This is a genomic window from Pantoea sp. MBD-2R, assembly GCF_039134845.1.
GTDB lineage: Bacteria > Pseudomonadota > Gammaproteobacteria > Enterobacterales > Enterobacteriaceae > Erwinia.
In genome coordinates this window covers 4,527,622-4,551,700 of record NZ_CP152417.1, presented here as the reverse complement: position 1 = coordinate 4,551,700, position 24,079 = coordinate 4,527,622, and the positions used below count along the sequence as shown (strand labels likewise).

Annotated in this window: 19 protein-coding genes and 1 riboswitch; of the genes, 11 read left to right on the top strand and 8 right to left on the bottom strand. The window is 52.4% G+C overall.

The genetic code is table 11. The features are described 5' to 3' along the window. The first annotated feature begins 31 nt into the window (after positions 1-31). Complete coding sequence (gene rpmE, locus AAGQ96_RS20950; RefSeq protein WP_147200315.1) at positions 32-244, top strand: 50S ribosomal protein L31; 213 nt, start codon at positions 32-34, stop codon at positions 242-244. Positions 245-373: 129 nt separating this feature from the next. On the opposite strand, the gene AAGQ96_RS20945 is transcribed toward rpmE, so the two are convergent. The 3 genes from AAGQ96_RS20945 to metJ all read right to left on the bottom strand — a co-directional run bounded on the left by AAGQ96_RS20945 (position 374) and on the right by metJ (position 4,351). Continuing rightward, on the bottom strand, positions 374-1,972 hold the full coding sequence (locus AAGQ96_RS20945) for a filamentous hemagglutinin N-terminal domain-containing protein (RefSeq protein WP_342754469.1): 1,599 nt from the start codon (positions 1,970-1,972) through the stop codon (positions 374-376). A gap of 74 nt (positions 1,973-2,046) precedes the next feature. Beyond that, positions 2,047-3,774: a ShlB/FhaC/HecB family hemolysin secretion/activation protein gene (locus AAGQ96_RS20940; protein ID WP_342754468.1), complete on the bottom strand. Its 1,728-nt coding sequence runs from the start codon at positions 3,772-3,774 to the stop codon at positions 2,047-2,049. Positions 3,775-4,033: 259 nt separating this feature from the next. Next, positions 4,034-4,351 carry a met regulon transcriptional regulator MetJ gene (metJ, locus tag AAGQ96_RS20935; protein WP_013200201.1) on the bottom strand — a complete coding sequence of 106 codons (318 nt, stop codon included), beginning with the start codon at positions 4,349-4,351 and terminating at the stop codon, positions 4,034-4,036. A 242-nt stretch (positions 4,352-4,593) separates the two neighbouring features. Here metJ and metB point away from each other — a divergent pair, with 242 nt between their 5' ends. The 3 genes from metB (at position 4,594) to metF (ending at position 9,308) form a co-directional block, all read left to right on the top strand. After that, positions 4,594-5,754, top strand: a complete 1,161-nt coding sequence (metB, locus tag AAGQ96_RS20930) for a cystathionine gamma-synthase (RefSeq protein ID WP_147200312.1) — start codon at positions 4,594-4,596, stop codon at positions 5,752-5,754. A gap of 2 nt (positions 5,755-5,756) precedes the next feature. Continuing rightward, entirely contained in the window at positions 5,757-8,186 is a 2,430-nt protein-coding gene (locus AAGQ96_RS20925; RefSeq protein ID WP_147200311.1) for a bifunctional aspartate kinase/homoserine dehydrogenase II, read from the top strand. 216 nt (positions 8,187-8,402) lie between these two features. Continuing rightward, on the top strand, positions 8,403-9,308 hold the full coding sequence (gene metF, locus AAGQ96_RS20920) for a methylenetetrahydrofolate reductase (RefSeq protein WP_342754467.1): 906 nt from the start codon (positions 8,403-8,405) through the stop codon (positions 9,306-9,308). Between the two features lie 142 nt (positions 9,309-9,450). Here the strand turns inward: metF and ppc are convergent, their stop codons facing one another. Together ppc and argE are read right to left on the bottom strand one after the other, a co-directional pair. Next, on the bottom strand, positions 9,451-12,102 hold the full coding sequence (gene ppc / locus AAGQ96_RS20915; protein WP_147200309.1) for a phosphoenolpyruvate carboxylase: 2,652 nt from the start codon (positions 12,100-12,102) through the stop codon (positions 9,451-9,453). A gap of 245 nt (positions 12,103-12,347) precedes the next feature. After that, the gene (gene argE, locus AAGQ96_RS20910; RefSeq protein WP_342754466.1) at positions 12,348-13,499 is read right to left on the bottom strand and encodes an acetylornithine deacetylase; all 1,152 of its coding nucleotides are present in this window, start codon (positions 13,497-13,499) and stop codon (positions 12,348-12,350) included. Between the two features lie 176 nt (positions 13,500-13,675). On the opposite strand from argE, the gene argC reads away from it, so the two are divergent. The 4 genes from argC (at position 13,676) to argH (ending at position 18,146) form a co-directional block, all read left to right on the top strand. After that, entirely contained in the window at positions 13,676-14,680 is a 1,005-nt protein-coding gene (gene argC / locus AAGQ96_RS20905) for an N-acetyl-gamma-glutamyl-phosphate reductase (protein ID WP_147200307.1), read from the top strand. A 15-nt stretch (positions 14,681-14,695) separates the two neighbouring features. Beyond that, the gene (argB, locus tag AAGQ96_RS20900; protein WP_147200306.1) at positions 14,696-15,472 is read left to right on the top strand and encodes an acetylglutamate kinase; all 777 of its coding nucleotides are present in this window, start codon (positions 14,696-14,698) and stop codon (positions 15,470-15,472) included. A gap of 19 nt (positions 15,473-15,491) precedes the next feature. Then, entirely contained in the window at positions 15,492-16,706 is a 1,215-nt protein-coding gene (locus AAGQ96_RS20895) for an argininosuccinate synthase (RefSeq protein WP_147200305.1), read from the top strand. A gap of 66 nt (positions 16,707-16,772) precedes the next feature. Beyond that, on the top strand, positions 16,773-18,146 hold the full coding sequence (argH, locus tag AAGQ96_RS20890; protein ID WP_342754465.1) for an argininosuccinate lyase: 1,374 nt from the start codon (positions 16,773-16,775) through the stop codon (positions 18,144-18,146). A gap of 105 nt (positions 18,147-18,251) precedes the next feature. Here argH and AAGQ96_RS20885 read toward each other — a convergent pair whose 3' ends face one another. Next, positions 18,252-18,983, bottom strand: a complete 732-nt coding sequence (locus AAGQ96_RS20885) for a glutathione peroxidase (protein WP_342754464.1) — start codon at positions 18,981-18,983, stop codon at positions 18,252-18,254. A 137-nt stretch (positions 18,984-19,120) separates the two neighbouring features. Between AAGQ96_RS20885 and oxyR the strand changes: the two genes are divergently transcribed. Beyond that, on the top strand, positions 19,121-20,038 hold the full coding sequence (gene oxyR, locus AAGQ96_RS20880) for a DNA-binding transcriptional regulator OxyR (protein ID WP_342754463.1): 918 nt from the start codon (positions 19,121-19,123) through the stop codon (positions 20,036-20,038). Here the strand turns inward: oxyR and sthA are convergent. Continuing rightward, positions 20,021-21,421: a Si-specific NAD(P)(+) transhydrogenase gene (gene sthA, locus AAGQ96_RS20875; RefSeq protein ID WP_147200301.1), complete on the bottom strand. Its 1,401-nt coding sequence runs from the start codon at positions 21,419-21,421 to the stop codon at positions 20,021-20,023. The two genes, oxyR and sthA, sit on opposite strands and share 18 nt — an antisense overlap. Positions 21,422-21,613: 192 nt before the next feature. On the opposite strand from sthA, the gene fabR reads away from it, so the two are divergent. After that, positions 21,614-22,255 (top strand): HTH-type transcriptional repressor FabR, encoded by a 642-nt coding sequence (gene fabR / locus AAGQ96_RS20870; protein ID WP_147200300.1) that lies wholly within the window; start codon positions 21,614-21,616, stop codon positions 22,253-22,255. Positions 22,256-22,267: 12 nt separating this feature from the next. After that, positions 22,268-22,621 carry a YijD family membrane protein gene (locus AAGQ96_RS20865; protein ID WP_147200299.1) on the top strand — a complete coding sequence of 118 codons (354 nt, stop codon included), beginning with the start codon at positions 22,268-22,270 and terminating at the stop codon, positions 22,619-22,621. Between the two features lie 34 nt (positions 22,622-22,655). Here the strand turns inward: AAGQ96_RS20865 and trmA are convergent, their stop codons facing one another. After that, positions 22,656-23,756 (bottom strand): tRNA (uridine(54)-C5)-methyltransferase TrmA, encoded by a 1,101-nt coding sequence (trmA, locus tag AAGQ96_RS20860; RefSeq protein WP_342754462.1) that lies wholly within the window; start codon positions 23,754-23,756, stop codon positions 22,656-22,658. A 124-nt stretch (positions 23,757-23,880) separates the two neighbouring features. Continuing rightward, a riboswitch (cobalamin riboswitch) is annotated at positions 23,881-24,057 on the top strand. Positions 24,058-24,079 lie beyond the last annotated feature (22 nt).

Genomic DNA, 24,079 nt, shown 5'->3' with positions numbered 1-24,079 from the left:
GAGAGCGACACGGCCTTAACTGAGGTTTCCCATGAAAAAAGGTATTCACCCAAATTACGCTGAAGTTACTGCTAAATGTTCTTGCGGTAACGAAATCAAAACCCGCTCAACCGTGGGTCACGACCTGAACCTGGACGTGTGCGGCAAATGCCACCCGTTCTATACCGGTAAGCAGCGTGATGTTGCCAGCGGTGGTCGTGTTGACCGCTTCAACAAGCGTTTCAGCATCCCAGGCGCTAAATAAGCAGCCCGACAGAAACGGTTCCCGTTTCGGATGTAATAAAAAACCCAGCCTCGGCTGGGTTTTTTTATGTTCCGGATGCGATCGTTATTTATGATGCAGGTCCGGAACATCATGTGAAGCGAACCGTCATTAAAAGCCGGTAGTCTCAGGCTTATTGAGTTCAACGACCTGGGCGATGATGTTGCCACCAAGATCACTGATCTTACTGACTTTTGGCGCATTAATGGCTAATTTTTCTGCGGAAATTGTGCCTTTTTTGCACAGTGCAAACCAGGAGCAGGAAGTACTACTGATTTTGCCTTCGGTGTTAAGCGTTAACGTTTTGCCTTCCAGCGTTCCGTAGTTGCTGATCCCGCTCACACCCGTAACCGTCAGCTGGTTTGAGGCCTGCAGCGTTCCGGTATTTTCAAAAGTGTTGGCATAAACAGTAATATTATTGCCGCTCAGGCTTGTTGCATTATTTACAGTCTCTGCGCTCAGGTAAGCAGCAGCCTGCGTAGCGACAGATCCGGTCGTCAATGTAATCGCCTTAGTTGCCTGTAGTGTTACACCTGTCGCGCCAGTGATGCTGCCGGTATTGATAATGCTGGTGTTCGCTATCGGAGCCAGAACATAGCTTTCGTTAGGCATATAGCCGGTACGCGCATAGACTGCACCCTCTGACTCAATCACACCGTTGTTCTCAATATCACCGGTATAAGAGACGATCTGATATGCGCTGGTTCCGCTCAGTGTTCCTTTCGCCGAGTTAGAAATCTTCCCGTTCGCCAGCGTGTACAGAACATTATCTGCTTTCACTGTTCCACTATTATTAAGCGCATTTGAGGAAACCAGCTGCACATTTTTACCCGTGATCGAACCTGAATTGTTCATTGAAGCAGCAGAGGAAAGCACAGCGCTACCGCTGGCCTTCATTGTGCCAGTATTCGTCAGCGAGCCATTTGATAAGATCTGAATAGCGTCTGCGGAGAGCGTGCCGTTGTTATTGACCCCGATGCCAGCTTTCGTCGTTTGCAGCTGAATAACGCCTGCCGTCACGCCGCCCAGCGCGCTGACATCGATAGCCGTCGTGAACAACGTGTGGCCGCCAGCAGAGGTTGACGTGCTGCTTGCGCTATCCCAGCTATATTTTCCGGCAACCGCGTTTAAAGAGTCAGTTTCAACCAAACCGTTGATGCGAACAGTTTCTGCCAGAATATCGGTATAGCTTTGCTTGTTCTTCAGGCCATTACCGTTGATAGTGACGCGGCCCTGAGTAACATTAAAACCTGTCAGCGCGCCGTCCGCCATGACCGGTGTGCCGGTCGTCAGCGTGGTGCGGCTGGTGTTAATAAAGCTACAGCCAGAACAGGTAATACCGTTAGGGTTAGCGATAATAACATCGGCTTTCTGGCCGGCGACTTCGATAAACCCACTCAATGTACTGGCCTTATTGGAAATAACTTCATTCAGGATGACTTTGGCGGCAGTATCCAGATTATTATTTTTCGCAATATTACCGCTATCACGTATTAAGTTTTCTGTACTATTGTTTAACACCATCCCTTTTTTACTAACGTTAAAATCTGTCCACATGTTATGGGAAAGCCCGTTGGCATCAGCTTTATTGATATCAACTACGGTTGAACCATTCCGGTGGGTGTAACTGGTTGGATTGGCAAACGCAGAGTGTGAAGCAATAGCAAATGTAGTTATTAAAAATAGTGCATTAAATTTATGAAGTTTCATTTATTAGTCCTTTAAGATTGGTTTTTCCTGTTTTTTAATCTTGAGATGATAGTGAATGGGTGTGTAGTCTCCTTTTAATATTTCCACTGAAGCGAAAAACCTAAGTTTAGCGGATCGGTATGGAACCCCTGTGGTTTTTTTAGAGGTGTTCCGGCATAAATATCATAGCCGGTGTTCCATGCTCTGCCACGTAAGCCGATAACGCTGCCTGCAAGCATTTTTCCCGAATAGTATTGTTGATTTTTATTGCCAATGACTCTTCCAACATCCAGGCCTAAATAAGGTTGAAAGCTTTTATCTGGTAAAATCCAGGTAATATCGTTTCGCCAATACCATCCCTGATTTTCCTGCAAGTTAGCTTCCCCATCGAAACCGCGAACCGTCCAGCGATTACCCAGCGCGAATCCATCCAGTGATGAAAGCGTGTCAGGTGAAAGCTGTAGCATAAAATGAGGAGAATAATTTAGCGTCTGTGTAAGCAGAGCAATATTCATTGAGGCTTGTAAATCAAAGCTGATAACCCGCCCTTTACTGTCGATGAAATTCATTTGTTGTTCTTGGGTGGAAGAACTACCAAACCAGGGCATCTTTTTTTGATAACTCAGGCTGCCATTTACCACTGCTTTCTCAAAGTAGTGCTGGTGCTGTAGGACTGCTTTCCATCCAGCATTATGTTTACGCATGCTGGCTAGCTCGACATCCTCATAGTAGTAGCGTGAGCGGGCATTAAAAATCTGCAAGCCCATCGTTGTGCGCTGATGCACGGTGTTCGACAGCTGACGGTTAAGCTGTGCGCTGTAATAAAAGTTATCGTTATTCAGCATCCAGCCTGACCAGTTACCTTGCACATGCTGCTGGTAGCGACTGCGGCTGGCGTACAGATCCATCCACCAATATTCCCATGGAATGCTGTAGCCAAAAGACTGGTTGCTGCTACCCTGAGGCTTATTTCGCGTATCAATATCATGACTCAGGGAGAGATACAGTGTGTCACTCAGTGAAGTAATATTATTGAGATAAAATACTGTTCCCGCCTGGTAACGCCCCGTTGCTTTGCTTCCTGCATCATTGAGCCAGGCGCCCACCTGCCAAAATTTATCCTGTTCACGATGGATTAGGATATCGCTTTCCCCTTTTTCGGTACCTGGGATGAGATTAATTTTCACCGTAGAGCCAGGCACGCGTTGCAGGTTAAAGCTGCCTTGTTCCAGATCGCTGAGATTAAGAAGATCGCCTTCGGCGAAAGGGAGCGTGTTTTTCAAATTAATATAGTTTGCTCCTCCTTCGACGAGTTTAATTTTACCAATATTCCCTGATATAATATCAAAGTGTAATTCATGACTGTTAAGATTTTGCTGCGGCATGCTTATTCTGGTTGTAATGTAACCCAGTCGAATAATCTCATTTTGCATAACATCTGCCAGTAATTTGATACCTTTACTGCCCAGGCATTTTTTCTTTGCCTGATCGGTAAAGTAATGCAATGTGCTGAGGTTTAACTTATCATTATCTTTTTTATAATAAATGTCATTAATCAGGTAGCAGGGTGATTCTTCAGGAAAACTAATGGCGAATTTGTCCAGGTTTTTTTTAGAAGAGCGCATTTCTTTTGCCGTTTTTTGCAGGTTTTCTTTACGGCTCTTATCCTGTTCGACACGATTTGCTGTCTGAGTATTAAAATTTTTTTCAGCATTTTTTAGTTGAGGGAGTACCGTTTCTGCTGCCTGGGATTCCATAGTATGAATAAAAAAAGCAGCAAGAAAAGGCAGCAACATCATTTTGATGTTGACGTATCTGTCCATGATTAAATCCAGGTTTAATAATCCATTATTATTGCCATATTTTAGTGTTTTTATTTAATTCGTACAATAGCGATAATTCTATATAGTAATTTACATTTCGATTGCAGGTTGGAAGAGGTTTACTGGATATAGGACGTTTTGTTATAAAAAAGTGCAGCAGCCAGGGGGGTTAAGAAAATAAAGGTACTGGCAGCAAATTTCCGCAGGAAAGTTTGCTGCCAGGAAGAGAAAGCGGACAGTGCGAGTTCCGCAGGGAACGTTAGTATTCCCAGGTATCCGGATCGACGCCCATCTCCCGCATGATGGCTTTTGCCTCTTCCGGGATTTCGTCGCTGCGTTCTTTGCGCAGGTCGACATCATCCGGCAGCGGTTGCCCAGTGAAAGCATGCAGGAATGCTTCGCACAGCAATTCGCTGTTGGTGGCATGGCGTAAATTATTGACCTGACGGCGCGTGCGCTCATCGGTCAAAATCTTCAGCACCTTTAACGGAATGGATACCGTGATTTTTTTGACTTGCTCGCTCTTCTTACCGTGCTCAGCGTAAGGGCTGATATATTCGCCGTTCCATTCAGCCATGGGTTACCTTAAATTAATTAAAAGTGAAAAATGCCGAAATCCGGCTAATTATGCCCGAAGTTGGAGCCCATCACACGCGACAGAACCACTTTCTGCTGGCTCAAGAAGCATAATATTAACGGTTATTGCCGAATTGCTCAATCTATACGCAAAGACATTTAGATGTCCAGATGTATTGACGTCTATCGACACCCTGTTATGCTGGTCGCTCTTCTTAATTCTCCTGCAGGAATTTATGCACCATGACGCGTAAACAGGCAACCATCGCAGTTCGCAGCGGTTTGAATGATGACGAGCAATATGGCTGCGTTGTCCCCCCGATTCACCTTTCCAGCACCTATAACTTTACCGATTTTAACGAGCCACGCGCGCACGACTACTCTCGTCGCGGTAATCCAACGCGTGACGTCGTACAACGTGCGCTGGCCGAACTGGAAGGCGGTGCTGGTGCGGTCATGACCAATACCGGTATGTCGGCGATTCATCTGGTCTGTACCGTCTTTCTGAAGCCTGGCGACCTGCTGGTTGCGCCACACGATTGTTACGGCGGCAGCTATCGTCTTTTCGATAGCCTGAGCAAGCGTGGCGCTTATCGCGTGAAGTTTGTCGATCAGGGTGATGAGGCGGCCTTAAAAGCGGCGCTGGCTGAAAAGCCTAAGCTGGTGTTGGTAGAAAGCCCAAGTAATCCTCTGCTGCGCGTAGTGGATATTGCATCGATCTGTAAAGCGGCGGCCGAAGCGGGCGCTGTCAGCGTTGTGGATAACACGTTCCTCAGTCCCGCGCTGCAAAATCCGCTGGCGCTGGGCGCAGACCTGGTCATCCATTCCTGCACCAAATATCTTAACGGTCATTCCGATGTGGTTGCCGGTGCGGTCATTGCTAAAGATCCGGCGCTTGTCACCGAACTGGCATGGTGGGCAAATAATATCGGTGTGACAGGTGCAGCTTTCGACAGCTATTTATTGCTTCGTGGCCTGCGTACGCTGGCACCACGTATGGCGGCGGCTCAGCGTAACGCGCTGGCCATTGTTGACTATCTGAAGCAACAGCCGCTGGTGAAAAAGTTGTATCATCCTTCTTTACCCGAAAATGCGGGCCACCAGTTTGCCGTACGTCAGCAAAAAGGCTTTGGTGCCATGCTCAGTTTTGAGCTGGATGGCGACGAACAGACCCTGCGTCGTTTCCTGAAAGCGCTGGAATTGTTTACCCTGGCGGAGTCGTTAGGCGGCGTGGAAAGTCTTATCTCGCATACGGCTACCATGACCCATGCAGGAATGTCAGCAGAGGCACGGGCAGCGGCGGGTATTTCCGAAACGCTACTGCGGATATCAGTAGGAATTGAAGACCACGAAGATTTAATCGCCGATCTGGATAATGCATTCCGGATAGCGGCCGAGAGGTAAGCATGAGTCAGTCAGCAGTGGCAGCAGGAACGCGTCAGTTGCATAAGTTTGGTGGCAGCAGTCTTGCCGATGCCAAATGTTATCAGCGGGTCGCGGGGATTATGGCGGAGTACAGCAATCCTGGCGATGTGATGGTCGTCTCGGCGGCAGGTAGCACCACCAATCAGTTAATCAGCTGGCTTAAGCTGAGCCAGAGCGATCGGTTGTCTGCTCATCAGGTGCAGCAGGCGCTTCGTCGCTATCAGAGCGAGCTAATTAGCTCGCTGCTGCCGGCACCTATGGCGGAGACGCTGGTAACTGAGTTTATTCATGACCTGGAAAAACTCGCTGCGCTGCTGGATGGCCCCATTACCGACGCGGCCTATGCCGAAGTGGTCGGGCACGGTGAAATTTGGTCAGCCCGCCTGATGGCCGCTGTTTTGCACCAGCGTGATATTGCTGCGAGCTGGCTGGACGCAAGGGATTTCCTGCGCGCCGAGCGGGCTGCGCAGCCGCAGGTGGATGAGGGAAAATCCTGGCCGCTGTTACAGCAGCTGCTTGCTCAGCATCCCGGGCAGCGTCTGGTGGTAACAGGTTTTATCAGTCGTAATGATGACGGCGAAACCGTTTTACTAGGCCGTAACGGTAGTGACTACTCCGCTACCCAAATCGGCGCGCTGGCTGGCGTATCTCGCGTCACCATCTGGAGTGATGTCGCCGGGGTATACAGTGCCGATCCGCGCAAGGTGAAAGATGCCTGCCTGCTGCCTCTGCTGCGTCTGGACGAAGCCAGCGAGCTGGCTCGCCTGGCCGCGCCGGTTTTGCATACCCGCACGCTGCAACCGGTTTCCGGCAGCGATATTGATTTGCAGCTGCGCTGTAGCTATCAACCCGAACAGGGATCGACCCGTATTGAACGCGTGCTGGCCTCCGGCACCGGTGCGCGCATTGTCACCAGTCATGATGACGTCTGCCTGATTGAGTTCCAGGTACCGCCGCAGCATGATTTTTCCACCACGCACAAAGAAATTGAACGGCTGTTGCAGCGCGCGCAGCTGCGTCCGTTGGCGACGGGTATCCATCCGGATCGCAACCTCATCCAGCTTTGCTACACCTCGGAAGTGGTGAGCAGCGCACTAACGTTGTTGCAGGATGCGGGCATTCCGGGTCGCTTACAGTTACGTGAAAGCATGGCGTTGGTTGCGCTGGTTGGTGCAGGCGTATGTCGTAATCCGCTGCACAGCCACCGTTTCTGGCAGCAGTTAAAAGACCAGCCGGTCGAGTTTATCTGGCAGTCAGAAGAGGGCATCAGCCTGGTCGCCGTGCTGCGTGTTGGGCCTACTGAGCATCTGATTCGCGGTCTGCACCAGTCGCTGTTCCGCGCTGAAAAACAAATCGGTCTGGTACTGTTTGGTAAAGGCAATATTGGTTCCCGCTGGCTGGAGCTGTTTGGCCGCGAGCAGGAGAGCCTTTCTGCCCGTACCGGTTTTGAATATGTGCTGGCTGGCGTCGTCGACAGCCGGCGCAGTTTGCTGAGCTATGACGGGCTGGATGCCCGTCGTGCGCTGGCATTTTTTGAAGATGAAGCAGTTGAGCAGGATGAAGAATCGCTGTTCCTGTGGATGCGCGCACACCCGTTTGACGACCTGGTAGTACTGGACGTCACCGCCAGCGAACAGCTGGCCGATCAGTATCTCGATTTCGCCAGTCATGGTTTCCACGTTATTAGCGCTAATAAAGTGGCCGGAGCTTCCAGCAGCGATCGTTACCGCCAAATCCGCGACGCTTTTGCGAAAACCGGGCGTCGCTGGCTCTACAATGCCACGGTCGGCGCTGGATTACCGGTTAACCATACGGTGCGCGATCTGCGGGAAAGCGGCGACAGTATTCTCTCTATTAGCGGCATTTTCTCCGGCACCCTGTCATGGCTGTTTCTGCAATATGACGGCACGGTTCCGTTTACCGAACTGGTCGATCAGGCCTGGCAACAGGGGTTGACCGAGCCGGATCCGCGCGTCGATCTGTCTGGTCAGGATGTGATGCGTAAGCTGGTGATCCTGGCGCGTGAAGCTGGCTATGACATTGAACCGGATCAGGTGCGCGTTGAATCTCTGGTGCCAAAAAACTGCGAAGGCGAGTCCGTGGATCACTTCTTTGAGAATGGTGAAACGCTGAACGACCAGATGCAGCAACGTTTTGAGGCCGCGCAGGAAATGGGGCTGGTGCTGCGTTATGTTGCACGCTTTGATGCTAATGGCAAAGCGCGTGTCGGCGTAGAAGCCGTGAGAAGCGAGCATCCTCTGGCTTCCCTGCTGCCTTGCGATAACGTGTTTGCGATAGAAAGCCGCTGGTATCGTGATAACCCACTGGTGATCCGTGGGCCGGGCGCGGGACGCGACGTGACCGCCGGAGCGATTCAGTCAGATATTAATCGTCTGGCGCAGCTGCTGTAATTGCTTTCCGGGCCGGTATTCTCCGGCCCGTTGATTTTTCTCTCATCTTCTCCATTGCATGAATTTTATTCAACTTCGCTGAGATTTTGTCACGTCAGTTGATGATTTATCAGTTGACTCAATGAGGCCAATCGGTCATTTTGAATGTCTGGACGTCTAAACGTATGGACGTTTATTGCGGGTAAATTAACCATTCTGCGATCGATGAGGTAAGCCATGAGTTTTTTCCACGCCAGTCAGCGCGAAGCGTTAAACCAAAGCCTGGCCGAGCTAAACGGGCAAATTAACGTTTCGTTCGAGTTCTTCCCGCCGCGCACCAGCGAAATGGAACAGACCTTGTGGAGCTCAATCGATCGCCTTAGCAGCCTGAAACCTAAATTTGTCTCGGTGACATACGGCGCCAATTCAGGCGAGCGTGACCGTACGCACAGCATTATCAAAGGCATTAAAGATCGTACCGGGCTGGAAGCCGCACCTCATCTGACCTGCGTGGATGCCACCCGCGACGAGCTGCGTGCCATCGCGCAGGACTACTGGGATAACGGGATACGTCATATTGTGGCACTGCGCGGCGATTTACCGCCGGGTGGCGGCAAGCCTGAAATGTACGGTGCGGATTTGGTGGCTTTGCTGAAAGAGGTGGGCGATTTCGATATTTCCGTGGCTGCCTACCCGGAAGTGCATCCGGAAGCAAAAAGCGCCCAGTCGGACTTAATTAACCTGAAGCGGAAAATTGATGCCGGTGCTAACCGTGCCATTACGCAGTTCTTCTTTGATGTGGAAAGTTATCTGCGCTTCCGCGACCGCTGCGTGAGCGCCGGTATTGATGTGGAAATTGTGCCGGGTATTCTGCCCGTTTCGAATTTTAAACAGCTTCAGCGTTTCGCGGCTATGACCAATGTCCGCGTACCCGGTTGGATGACCAGCATGTTTGCCGGACTGGATAACGATCCTGAGACCCGTAAAATGGTCGGCGCTAACGTGGCGATGGATATGGTGAAAATTCTCAGCCGTGAAGGCGTAAAGGATTTCCACTTCTACACGCTGAACCGTGCGGAAATGAGCTACGCGATTTGCCATACGCTGGGTGTGCGTCCGGCAACTTTAGCGCCAGCTGTCTGAAAGCACTAATTAAATTTGTTAATTCCTTCTTTACTTCTTTACTTCTTCGAATGAAATGACAGGCTATGCTGGTTGTAAAGCTGATAAAAAGAGCGAAGGTTATAGCGTTTATGCCTTTTCAGACATAAACGCCTTAATAACGTTAACCCGTATTACGCATTCCCGCCGCGACACCGGCAATCGTCACCATCAACGCCTGCTCGACACGAGGATCTACCTCTTCGCCATTGGTTTCCTGCTGGCGCGAACGATGCAGCAGCTCGGCCTGCAATACGTTTAGCGGATCGGTATAGACATTACGTAGCGCAATGGACTCTGCTATCCACGGCTGGTCAGCCATCAGATGCGCATCGTTAGCGATGGTCAGCACCGCTTTAATATCCGAATCAAGCCGATCGCGCAGCTGTTTGCCCAGTGGCCATAAGGATTGATCAACCAGACGCTGGTCGTAGTATTCCGCCAGCCACAGGTCAGCTTTGGCAAAGACCATTTCCAGCATGCCAAGACGGGTTGAGAAGAACGGCCAGTCGCGGCACATCGCTTCCAGCTGATCCTGATGGCCTGCCTGCATCGCTTTTTGCAGCGCCGCACCCGCGCCCAGCCAGGCCGGCAACATCAAACGGTTCTGCGTCCAGGCAAAAATCCACGGAATGGCGCGCAGTGACTCAACGCCACCAGTAGGGCGACGCTTGGCCGGGCGTGAGCCCAATGGCAGTTTGCCCAGCTCCTGTTCGGGCGTTGCCGAGCGGAAATAGGGAACAAAATCGGCATTTTCACGCACGTAGCCACGATACATTTCGCAGGAATCTTTCGATAACTGGTCCATGATCTTCTGCCATTCTTTCTTCGGTTCCGGCGGTGGTAACAGGTTGGCTTCAAGGATCGCGCCGGTATAGAGCGAGAGGCTGCTGATGGTGACTTCCGGTAAACCATATTTAAAGCGGATCATCTCGCCCTGTTCGGTAACACGCAGACCGCCTTTCAGGCTTCCCGGCGGTTGAGAAAGCAGCGCTGCCTGCGCGGGTGCGCCGCCGCGACCAATGGTGCCGCCGCGCCCGTGGAAGAGCGTCAGTGCGATACCGGCTTTTTCGCAGGTTTTGATTAGCGCATCCTGCGCCTGATACTGTGCCCAGCTGGCCGCCATCACGCCGGCATCTTTCGCCGAATCGGAATAGCCAATCATCACCATCTGTTTGCCCTGAATAAAGCCGCGATACCAGCCGATATCCAGCAGCTGACGCATCACATCGTTAGCGTTGTTCAGATCATCCAGCGTTTCAAACAGCGGCGCGACCGGCATTGCAAAAGGAATGCCCGCTTCTTTCAGCAGCAGATGCACGGCCAGCACGTCGGAAGGGGTTTTCGCCATAGAGATCACGTAAGCAGCAATCGATCCTTTTGGCGCTTCCGCCGCCACGCGGCAGGTATCCAGCACTTCCTGCGTGTCGGCGCTCGGTTCCCATTGACGAGGCAGTAATGGGCGCTTGGAGCTCAATTCACTGATCAGGAACGCCTGTTTGTCGGCTTCAGACCAGCTGGCGTAGTCGCCCAGCCCCAGATAACGCGTTACTTCAGCAATGGCATCGGTATGACGCGTGCTCTCCTGACGAATATCGATACGCACTAACGGCACGCCGAAGCACTTCACGCGGCGCAGCGTATCCAGCAGTTGGCCGTTAGCAATGATGCCCATGCCGCACGCTTGCAGAGACTGATAGCAGGCGTACAGCGGATCCCACAGCTGGTCGTTAGAGATAAGCAGATCCGCCGGGCGCGGCAGACGCTCGCCTTTCAGACGCTGCTCCAGGTACGTTTGGGTGCTTATCAGCTGGCCACGCAGCTTTTTCATGATTTCGCGATAAGGCTCGAGCGCCTCCGGGTTACCGCACAGCTCGCGCACTTCTGGCGTACATTCCGACATCGACAGCTCGGAGACCAGCACCGCAATATCACGCAGGAAGAGGTCGGTGGCTTTCCAGCGGCTCAGTTGTAGCGCATGACGGGTGATTTTGGCGGTGACGTTCGGGTTGCCGTCGCGGTCGCCGCCCATCCAGGAGGTAAACTGCACCGGCACAAAATCGACCGGCAGTTTCATGCCAAACGAGGCCTCTACCTGGTCGTTCAGCTCGCGTAAAAAGTTGGGTACGCCTTCCCACAGGCTGTTTTCCACCACGGCAAAGCCCCATTTAGCCTCATCGATAGGAGAAGGGCGGTATTTGCGGATTTCATCGGTATGCCAGGCTTGTGCAACCAGCTGGCGAAGACGACGCATAATCAACCCGCGGTCGTAATCGGATAAATCGTTGTGATCTAACTGCTTCAGGCAGTTATTCACCTCGACCAGCTTATGAATCAGGGTGCGGCGGGTAATTTCAGTTGGGTGGGCAGTCAGCACCAGCTCAAGCGACAGCGACTCGATCGCCTCACGGATTTTCGCTTCCGTCAGGTCAGGCTGCTGCTTAAGACGTTCAAAAACGCCGCGCAGCATTTCCGGGTGGTTCGCGCCTTCGCCTTTCGGTGAAATAGTGTGGTACTGCTCGGCGACATTGGTTAAATTCAAAAACTGGCTGAAAGCGCGAGCCACGGGCAGCAGCTCATCATTAGACAGATTTTGCAGTGTTGACAGCAGTTCCTGACGATGGGCGTCGTTTCCCGCACGTGATGACTTCGAGAGCTTACGGATAGTTTCCACCCGATCCAGGATGTTCTCTCCAAGCGCATCCTTAATCGTATCCCCGAGCAGTTTGCCGAGCATACTGACATTACTTCGCATTGCGGAATATTGTTCGTTCATATGACCCCTGACACCCTTCTTGTTTTTGTCACTGTATGTCGCCGTCGCCGGCATAACGTTGTCTTTTATCAAGCCACGTTCACAACCGTTCGTCAATTGCCTTAATTATGCAAAAAGCTGTCGCTAACTGACGGGAATTTATGAAATTTAACAGTAGCGAAGTGAGATAAGTTAAACTTATCGTGAAAGACGGAATAATGCCGGGGCAGACCACTGTTTTTCCAGCTGAATGCCCCACATCACTTTTAGTGATGGCAAAAATGCTTCACTACCTGAGCGATCAGCTCACGAGTCGGTTTAATAAAGGCGGTATCGATATATTCATCTGGCTGATGCGCCTGATTAATCGATCCCGGCCCTAACACCAGCGTTGGACAAAGCTGCTGAATAAAAGGCGCTTCCGTGCAGTAATTAACGATTTCTGTCTCCGTTCCCAGCAGTTTCTCTACCACTTTGACCAGCTGATGGTCGGCAGGACATTCGTAGCCAGGAATGGGCGGATGCAGCTCATCAATAGTCAGACGGCCCGGCCAGCGTTCACTTACCGGTGCCAGCGCTTCGTTCAGCAGGCCATTGAGATCATTCAGCGCCAGCCCCGGCAGCGGGCGAATATCCATATGCAATTCACAGCAGGCACAAATACGGTTTGCCGCATCGCCGCCATGGATGTGGCCAAAATTCATCGTTGGGTAAGGGATCGCGAAGCCGTCGTGGTGATAGCGTTCCTGCAACGTTTTGCGCAAGCCCATTAGCTGGGTGATAGAAGCGTGCATCAGTTCAATGGCGTTGACGCCGCGGGAAGGATCGCTGGAGTGCCCGGATTGTCCCTGGATACGGATAGCGTTCGACATATGGCCTTTGTGCGCGCGCACCGGTTTTAGCGAGGTCGGTTCGCCAATAATTGCGCAATCAGGACGGATCGCCGTGCTTTCTGAAAAATATTTTGCGCCCGCCATCGTCGTTTCTTCATCTGCCGTTGCCAGAATGTAGAGCGGCTTTTCCAGCTTGCTAACGTCAACATCACGCAGGCTATCAAGGATGAAGGCGAAAAAACCTTTCATATCAGCAGTGCCCAGACCGTACAGCTTGTTGTCGTGTTCAGTCAGCGTAAAGGGATCGCGCGTCCAGCGGCCATCGTCAAAGGGAACGGTATCGGTATGACCGGCTAGCAGCAGGCCGCCTGCACCGCTTCCGGTCTTAGCCAGCATATTAAATTTATGGCGCGTACCCGGAACCGGTTGGACTTCTACCGTAAAGCCAAGGTCCTGAAACCAGCCGGAGAGCAAATTGATTAAACCTTCATTACTCTGATCGATGGCGCTGTCGGTTGCGCTGATAGAGGGTGTGGCAATCAACTCACGGTAAAGCTCAATAAAAGGCGGTAATTTTGTCTTCACTGTTGACAGTCCTTGCGTTAGGATAGTATCAATATTCATGCAGTAATAGTGAATAAAAATACATTAGTGGCGTAGGGATGGAAACCGATTATTTCACAAGCTCCCGCCGCCAGCCTCGTGGGAAAGCCGCGTTAAAACGCAGTAACCCGAATCTTGAGACCGTCATAGGGTGTCCGATGTTGAATACGCTAATTGTTGGTGCCAGTGGCTATGCTGGCGTAGAGCTTGCGACTTACCTGAATCGTCATCCTCAGGTGAACATAACCGCTTTAGCGGTTTCAGCGCAAAGCCCGGACGCAGGAAAATTACTCTCCGATCTTCATCCGCAGCTGAAAGGCATTATCGATATGCCGTTGCAGCCGCTCAGCAGTGCAGCAGAATTTGCAGATAAAGTCGATGTGGTCTTTTTGGCTACGGCACATGAGGTCAGCCATGACCTGGCGCCAGAATTCCTTGCCGCAGGCTGCGTGGTGTTCGATCTCTCCGCCGCATTTCGCGTGAATAAAGAAAGCTTTTTCACCGAGAACTATGGTTTTGCGCATCAGCATCTGGACTGGCTGGATAAAGCCGTTTACGGCCTCGCCGAGTGGCAGCATGAAAAAATTAAAGAAGCGCAGCTGATTGCCGTACCGGGTTGTTATCCAACGGCGGCTCAACTGGCACTGAAGCCGCTGATTGAAGCCGATCTGCTGAACGACGCACAGTGGCCGGTAATTAACGCGACCAGCGGCGTTAGCGGGGCAGGACGTAAAGCGTCGGTTAATACCAGCTTCTGTGAAGTCAGCCTGCAACCTTACGGTATCTTCACGCATCGTCATCAGCCAGAAATCGCGGCGCATCTGGGCACGCCAGTCATTTTTACACCGCATCTGGGCAATTTCCCTCGCGGCATCCTGGCGACGACAACCTGTCGTTTAAAAGCGGGTGTGACGCGTGAAGATGTGGCGGAAGCTTTCCATAACGCTTATCACGATAAGCCGCTGGTGCGGGTCTACGATAACGGCGTCCCGTCCATTAAGGGCGTGGTTGGACTGCCCTTCTGCGACATCGGCTTTGCCGTCCAGGGCGAACATGCGATTCTGGTTTCAGCAGAAGATAACCTGCTGAAGGGCGCTTCCTCGCAGGCCGTGCAGTGTTTGAATATTCGTTTCGGTTTCCCGGAAACGCAGTCACTTATTTAACCCGTGGGTAGGCCAATGACTAATCCTTTAATTATTAAACTCGGCGGCGTGTTGCTGGACAGCGAAGAAGCGCTGGAAAAGTTATTCAGCGCGCTGGTTGCCTGGCGCGAAGCGCACCAGCGTCCGCTGCTGATTGTGCATGGCGGCGGCTGCCTGGTTGATGAGCTGATGAGCAAACTCAGCCTGCCGGTGAAAAAGAAGAATGGCCTGCGTGTGACGCCAGCCGATCAGATTGACATTATTACCGGTGCGCTGGCGGGAACCGCCAACAAAACGCTGCTGGCATGGGCTAAAAAACACGCTATCAACGCCGTTGGCCTCTGTCTGGGCGACGGTAACAGCGTCAATGTAGACGCTTTTGATGAAGAACTCGGCCATGTTGGCCTGGCCACGCCAGGTTCCCCGGTACTGATTAATACGTTGCTGACCGCCGGTTTCCTGCCGGTTATCAGCTCAATCGGTATCACCCAGGACGGCAAGCTAATGAACGTTAATGCCGATCAGGCTGCGACGGCCCTGGCCGCCACGCTGGGTGCCGATCTGATCCTGCTTTCTGACGTTAGCGGGATTCTGGACGGCAAAGGCCAGCGCATCGAAGAGATGACGGCGGCTAAAGCCGAACAGCTGATTGCGCAGGGCATTATTACCGACGGCATGATAGTGAAGGTCAATGCCGCCCTGGATGCTGCCCGCACGCTGGGTCGCCCGGTTGATATTGCCAGCTGGCGCCATGCGGAACAGCTGCCGACCCTTTTTAACGGCGTGTCGATTGGCACCCGGATCCTCGCTTAACAGATTCAAGGAAAAGACAATGCAAGATAAAAGCATCAAAAAAATCGTTCTGGCTTACTCCGGTGGTCTGGATACTTCCGCGATTATTCCGTGGCTGAAAGAGAACTACGGCGGCTGTGAAGTGGTCGCGTTTGTGGCGGATATCGGTCAGGAGCGTGGCGATCTGGAAGGTGTTGAGCAGAAAGCATTGCAGTCTGGCGCTTCAGAATGTCACGTTGTTGACCTGCGTGAAGAGTTTATCAGCGACTACGTTTATCCCGTGCTGCAAACCGGTGCGCTGTATGAAGGCACTTACCTGCTGGGCACCTCAATGGCGCGTCCAATCATTGCTAAAGCGCAGGTTGAGCTGGCGCTGAAGGTCGGCGCAGACGCGCTGTGCCACGGGGCAACCGGTAAAGGTAACGACCAGGTTCGTTTCGAAACAACCTACACCGCATTGGCTCCACAGCTGAAAGTTGTTGCGCCATGGCGTGAGTGGAACCTGCGTTCCCGTGAAGCCCTGCTGGATTACCTGAAAGAGCGTAATATCCCGACTACCGCTTCTCTGGAAAAAATCTACAGCCGTGATGAAAACGCCTGGCATATTTCTACCGAAGGCGGCGTGCTGGAAAGCCCGTGGAATGCACCGAACAAAGATTGCTGGGTATGGACCGTTGATCCGCTGGAAGCGCCGGACCAGCCTGAGCAGGTTACTGTGGCCGTTGAGAAAGGCCGCGTTGTTGCCGTTAACGGCGAAGCATTAAGTCCGTTCCAGTGTCTGGAAAAACTGAACGTGCTGGGTGCCAAACATGGCGTGGGCCGTATCGATATCGTCGAAAACCGTCTGGTTGGCATCAAATCTCGCGGCTGCTACGAAACCCCTGGCGGCACCATCATGGTTAACGCGCTGCGTGCCGTTGAGCAGCTGGTTCTGGATCGTGACAGCTTCAAATGGCGCGAGCAGCTGGGCCACGAAATGTCTTATGTGGTTTACGACGGTCGCTGGTTTGCACCGCTGCGTAAATCAATCCAGGCTGCTGCCGAGTCACTGGCTGAAGAGGTGAATGGCGAAGTGGTGCTGCAACTCTACAAAGGTCAGGTAACGGCGATTCAGAAGAAATCCGCTAACAGCCTGTATTCAGAAGAGTTTGCCACCTTCGGCGAAGATGAAGTGTACGACCACAGCCACGCGGGCGGCTTTATCCGTCTGTTCTCGCTTTCTTCACGCATTCGCGCGCTGAACGAGAAGAAGTAAGTTTGTAAGGGCGGAGATGCTCCGCCCTTGATTAGAATGACTCAACGAATTTAATGGAGCACTGACATGGCACTTTGGGGTGGACGGTTTACTCAGGCAGCAGATCAACGTTTCAAACTATTTAATGACTCGCTGCGCTTTGACTATCGTCTGGCAGAGCAGGACATCGTCGGCTCCGTGGCCTGGTCCAAAGCCCTGGTGACGGTCAATGTTCTGACAGCAGATGAACAGCAGCAGCTGGAAGAAGCACTCAATGTGCTGCTGGAAGAAGTCCGCGCCAACCCGGAGCAGATTCTGCAAAGCGACGCTGAAGATATTCACAGCTACGTGGAAGGCCGCCTGATTGAGAAAGTCGGCGCGCTGGGCAAAAAGCTGCACACCGGCCGCAGCCGTAACGATCAGGTTGCTACCGACCTGAAGCTGTGGTGTAAAGCACAGGTTAGCGAACTGCTTATCGCCACCCGTCAGCTACAGCAGGCGCTGGTCGCTACCGCAGAAGCGAATCAGGATGCGGTGATGCCGGGCTATACCCATTTACAACGCGCTCAGCCGGTGACGTTTGCCCACTGGTGTCTGGCCTACGTTGAAATGCTGGCGCGTGATGAAAGTCGCTTACAAGATTCATTGAAGCGTCTGGACGTCAGCCCGCTGGGCTGCGGCGCACTGGCGGGAACAGCCTATGAAATCGATCGTGAGCAGCTGGCAGGCTGGTTAGGCTTTGCTTCCGCGACGCGCAACAGTCTGGATACGGTTTCTGACCGTGACCACGTGCTGGAGCTGTTATCCGATGCGTCTATCGGTATGGTGCATCTTTCCCGTTTCGCCGAAGATCTCATCTTCTTCAATACCGGTGAGTCGGGTTTTGTTGAGCTTTCAGACCGCGTGACGTCCGGTTCTTCCCTGATGCCACAGAAGAAAAACCCGGATGCGCTGGAGCTGATCCGTGGTAAGTGCGGCCGCGTACAGGGCGCGTTAACCGGCATGATGATGACGCTGAAAGGTCTGCCGCTGGCTTATAACAAAGACATGCAGGAAGACAAAGAAGGCCTGTTCGACGCGTTGGATACCTGGTCAGACTGCCTGCATATGGCCGCGCTGGTGCTGGATGGTATTCAGGTGAAACGTCCACGCTGTCAGGAAGCGGCGGAACAGGGCTATGCTAACGCCACCGAACTGGCTGATTATCTGGTCGCGAAGGGCGTGCCTTTCCGTGAAGCGCACCATATCGTGGGCGAAGTGGTCGTTGCGGCTATCGCGAAAGGCGTGGCGCTGGAAGCGCTGAAACTGAGCGAACTCCAGCAATACAGCAGCGTAATTGGCGACGATGTCTACCCGATTCTGTCGCTGCAATCCTGCCTGGACAAGCGTAATGCCAAAGGTGGCGTTTCGCCTCATCAGGTTGCTCTGGCGATTACCGACGCCAAAAACCGTTTGGTTTGATCGAAAAAAGGCGGCCATCCGGCCGCCAAACAAGTTTCGACTTATTATTGATTTTTTAGCACATAAGAGGATGGCAGCCGTGGCGCTGCCCGCCTGCTTAATAAGTTAAGCCGCGAAGAACTGCTCTAAATCATCACTACCGCCAATATGACGTCCACCGATAAAGACCTGTGGCACCGTCGCGCGGCCGGTTACGGCACGCAGGCTAACGGTCGTCGCATCCTGACCCAGCACAATCTCTTCGTACTGAATACCGCGATCCAGCAGCAGCTGTTTGGCTTTAGCGCAGAACGGACAGCCAGGCTTGGTGAACAGCGAAACGGATTCCTGCACCTTAAATTCTGGTGCCAGATAGCGCAGCATTGTATCCGCATCGGACACTTCAAACGGGTCGCCCGGCTTGTTCGGTTCTACAAACATTTTTTCCACCACGCCGTTACGTACCAGCATGGAATAACGCCATGAACGTGGACCAAAGCCCAGATCGGCCTTCTCTACCAGCATTTCCATACCACGGCTGAAATCGCCGTTACCATCTGGAATAAAGGTGATGTTTTCGGCGCGCTGATCGGCTTTCCAGGCGTTCATCACGAAGGTGTCGTTGACCGACACGCAAAGAATATTATCTACACCGTGTTTTTTGAAAACGTCAGACAGCTCGTTATAACGAGGCAGGTGGCTTGACGAACACGTTGGGGTAAATGCGCCCGGCAAAGAAAACACGATGACAGTTTTGTCTTTAAACAGCTCATCAGTCGTGACGTCTACCCAGCTGTCGCCCTGACGCGTATGAAAAGTGACCTGCGGGACTGACTTACCTTCCTGACTTGCAAACATAAACTACCTCTTGATTAGGGGTAAAAAGTGATTCGTTTCTCGAACGGGGGACATTATTACTATTCGAGCTTGATAGGGATAATCGTTGATTGCTATTCTATCTATCGCCACGAACTATCGTGGTTCGGAGGAATGAGATGAATATTCGTGATCTTGAATACCTGGTTGCGCTGGCTGAACACCGTCATTTTCGACGTGCAGCCGATGCCTGTCATGTTAGCCAGCCAACGCTGAGCGGCCAAATCCGTAAGCTGGAAGATGAGCTGGGCGTCATGCTGTTGGAGCGCACCAGCCGTAAAGTGCTGTTCACGCAGGCGGGTCTGCTGCTGGTGGACCAGGCGCGCACCGTGCTGCGTGAAGTGAAAGTGCTGAAAGAGATGGCCAGCCAGCAGGGTGAGGCAATGTCCGGGCCGTTACACATTGGGCTGATCCCAACAGTCGGGCCCTATTTGTTGCCGCAGATCATTCCTACGCTGCACCAGACTTTCCCTAAGCTTGAGATGTACCTGCATGAAGCTCAGACGCAACAGCTGCTGGCCCAGCTGGACAGCGGCAAGCTCGATTGCGCGATCCTTGCACTGGTTAAAGAGTCTGAGGCTTTTATCGAGGTGCCGTTGTTTGATGAGCCGATGAAGCTGGCGATCTATCAGGATCACCCATGGCATGACCGCGATCGTGTGCCGATGTCCGATCTTGCCGGCGAGAAGCTGCTGATGCTGGAAGATGGACACTGCCTGCGTGACCAGGCGATGGGCTTCTGCTTCCAGGCCGGTGCAGATGAAGATACCCACTTCCGCGCAACCAGTCTGGAAACGCTGCGCAATATGGTCGCGGCGGGCAGCGGGATCACTTTACTGCCTGCGTTGGCCGTGCCGAAAGAGCGCGTCCGTGATGGCGTTTGCTATCTGCCGTGCTACAAGCCGGAACCCCAGCGCACTATCGCGCTGGTTTACCGACCGGGATCGCCACTGCGCGGTCGCTATGAGCAGCTGGCAGAGGCAATCCGCGTCCATATGCAGGACTATATGGGCTCAACGTTAAAACAGGCGGTTTAAGCCATTTAGCGCCGCCACACGATAGGCTTCGGCCATCGTTGGATAGTTAAAGGTGGTATTTACGAAGTATTCGATCGTGTTGCCCCCGTTTTTCTGTTCCATGATGGCCTGACCGATATGAATGATCTCCGCCGCACGCTCACCAAAGCAATGGATCCCCAGGATCTCTTTGGTATCGCGGTGGAACAGGATCTTCAGGCTACCCACGTTCATCCCGACAATTTGCGCTCTTGCCAGATGTTTAAACTGCGCCCGACCCACTTCATAAGGCACTTTCAACGCGGTCAGCTGCTGTTCGGTTTTGCCCACGGAGCTGATTTCCGGAATGGTATAAATGCCGGTAGGAATATCCTCGATCAGATGCGCGTTCGCTTCGCCTTTAATCAGCGCCTGGGCGGCAATACGGCCCTGGTCATAAGCAGCTGATGCCAGACTTGGATAACCGATGACATCGCCTACTGCATAGATGTGTGGCTGCGCGGTCTGATACATGCTGTTGACTTTCAACAGGCCACGACCATCCGCTTCCAGCCCAACGTTTTCCAGCCCCAGTGCATCAGTGTTACCGGTACGGCCATTCGCGTAGAGCAGGCAGTCCGCCTTCACTTTCTTACCGGATTTGAGATGCATGATCACGCCATCGCTGACCCCTTCAATCTTCTCAAATTCTTCGTTATGGCGAATAACCACGCCGCTGTTCCAGAAGTGATAAGAGAGCGAATCTGAGATCTCCTGATCGAGAAATGCCAGCAGGTGGTCGCGGGTGTTGATCAGGTCAACTTTTACGTTCAGTCCACGGAAAATAGACGCGTATTCACAGCCAATGACCCCTGCGCCATAAATAATGACGTGGCCCGGCTCGTGGTGCAGGTTAAGAATAGAATCGCTGTCATAAACGCGGGGATGGGTAAAATCAACATCAGCAGGGTGATAAGGTCTTGATCCGCAGGCAATCACAAACTTTTCAGCCGTCAGGCGCTCAGTGGTGCCATCGGGGCTGATAATTTCGATGGTATTCGCATCAACGAAGCGTGCATCGCCCTGAAACAGTTCACAGCGGTTGCGCTCATAAAAGCCCTGACGCATGCGCGTTTGCTGGCTGATCACATTTTCCGTGTGGTTTAGAATATCGGCGAAGGAAGATCGCAGAAGGCGCGTATGATCGCTGTAAAGCGGATTCTGATTGAATTCGATAATGCGGCTGACGGCATGGCGAAGTGCTTTGGAGGGGATAGTTCCCCAATGCGTACAACCGCCGCCAATATTGTGATAGCGCTCGATTACCGCAATACGGGCGCCTTGTTTCACCAGGCCCATCGCTGCGCCTTCGCCGCCCGGGCCGGAACCAATCACAATGGCGTCGTAATCATAAGACTGTTGCATACCAATACGTCCCATTTTTTTATACAAATTTTCAACTTTATTCTAACATCTTGTGAGCCACTTCCCAATTCAGACCGCTTTTTTTGCCATTATTTGTCAAATCCAGAGTTAACAGGCGGTCACAAACTAGATGCCACTGTACGCTGAAATTTTTGATATAGTGCCAGCCTGGCAAGTAAAACAGGCACAAACATGGGCGTCAGAGCACAGCAAAAAGAACGGACGCGACGTTCGCTGATCGAAGCGGCATTTAGTCAATTAAGTGCTGAGCGAAGCTTTGCCAGTCTGAGCCTGAGAGAAGTTGCCCGGGAAGCGGGGATCGCGCCGACATCATTTTATCGTCACTTTCGTGATGTAGATGAGTTAGGGCTCACAATGGTGGACGAAAGTGGTCTGATGCTGCGCCAGCTGATGCGCCAGGCGCGTCAGCGTATTGCCAAAGGCGGCAGCGTCATCCGTACCTCCGTTTCCACCTTTATGGAGTTTATCGGCAATAACCCTAATGCTTTCCGCCTGTTGCTGCGGGAGCGTTCTGGCACCTCAGCCGCTTTTCGTGCTGCGGTTGCCCGCGAAATCCAACATTTTATCGCCGAACTGGCGGATTACCTTGAGATTGAAAACCGGATGCCGCGCAGTTTTACTGAAGCGCAGGCGGAGGCGATGGTGATCATCGTCTTTAACGCCGGAGCAGAAGCGCTGGATATTGATTTTGAACAGCGCCGCCAGCTGGAAGAACGGCTGGTGTTGCAGCTACGGATGATTTCGAAAGGGGCTTATTACTGGTATCGACGTGAACAGGAGAGGCTGGCGGTCACGCTGGAATCCCATGATTGAAGGTGATTAGACATGAGTTTAGCGACTGGCCGGGACAAGGGTACGCTGCTGCTGGCATTTCTTACCGGGTTATCGATTAACGGATCGTTTACGGTATTATTCAGCTCTCTTGTGCCGTTTTCTGTTTTCCCGCTTATTGCACTGGGTCTTTCTGCCTGGTGTTTGCATCAACGCTATCTTAACCGCGCGATGCCGGACGGCATGCCTTCCATTGCCGCCGCATTTTTCCTGCTGGGAATTTTAGTGTACAGCGCAATTGTACGGGCAGAATATCCTGATATCGGCTCGAACTTTGTGCAGACTATATTGATGGTTGCGTTGGTATTCTGGATTGGCCTGAAGCTGCGCTCACGCAGAGGCGGGTAAAAATAAGGGCGACCTGATGTCGCCCTTTATTCTGTTAACGTCGCGTAAGCAGAACGCCGCATTCCATATGATGCGTGTAGGGGAACTGGTCAAACAGCGCCAGACGCGATACATCATGCGTTTCTGACAGCGTTGCCAGGTTGTCGCACAGGGTTTCCGGGTTGCAGGAGATATAAAGAATGCGCGGATATGCCTGCACCATCTTCACCGTCTCTTCATCCAGACCGCTGCGCGGTGGATCGACAAAAATCGTTTCGCACTGATAGCTGCTGAGATCGATGCCTTCCAGACGATTAAACGTTCGGGTGCCGTTCATCGCCTGAGTAAACTCTTCGGCCGCCATGCGGATAATTTGCACGTTCTCAATGTTGTTAACCGCAATATTGTATTGCGCCGAAGCCACCGACGGCTTGGCAATCTCTGTCGCCAATACGCGGTTGAAATTGCGCGCCAGCGCTAAAGAAAAGTTACCGTTACCGCAGTACAGCTCCAGCAAATCCCCGCTGGACCCTTTTGTGACGTTCAGCGCCCACTCCAGCATCTGAATATTCATGGCGGCATTTGGCTGGGTAAAGCTATTTTCTACCTGACGGTAAACAATCTCTTTGCCCGCCACCGGCAGGCATTCGTCAACGTAGTCGCGATCCAGACAGATTTTCGTTTTGGTGGCGCGGCCAATCAAATGCAGGTCAAAGCCCTGAGCGCGTAGCTCATCACGCAGCGCAACGGCAGCCTGCTGCCACTCGTCTGTCAGCGCACGGTGATAAAGCATCGACACCACAATCTGATTGCTCATTGTCGAAAGATAGTCGATCTGGAACAGCTTAAAACGCAGGGCGCGATTGTCGCGAATGGCGTCCATCAGCTTTGGCATCAGGCTGTTGATTAACTCGCTGGCCGCGGGGAAGCTGTCAACGCGAATACGCTGGCGAGTCTGCTGGTCAAAAATAATGTGGTAAAGGTCGTCGCCATCGTGCCAGATCCGGAACTCAGCCCGCATACGATAGTGGCTGACTGGCGAGCGAAACACTTCGACGTCCATCGTCGTAAAAGGGGTCATCAGCGTTTGCAAACGGACGACTTTCTCCTCCAGTTGGGCATCATATTGTTCGATCGGCAGCTGTTCGGGGGTCATGGTCTTTCCTGGGTTAAAGGGCCTTCAAAGCCCTGCGATTGTAGGCATCCGTCACTCAATGTCCAGCGTTGTGCTCGACAGGCGGGTTTTGCCTGTTGAGATGCCTGGATTTCTATAATTTTTGAACATAAGATGCGAACCCGGCCTTGCAATAAGTTAAAAGGGAATCCAGTACCAAGCTGGAGCTGACGCGCAGCGGTGTGGAATGTCGTGGTGGATGTCAGACACTGTCTTTTGATGGGAAGTCTTCACCATTTAATGATTCCGAGCCCGAAGACCTGCCGGGGTAACGTCGCACTTCTTACGATCATCGCGTGCTATCG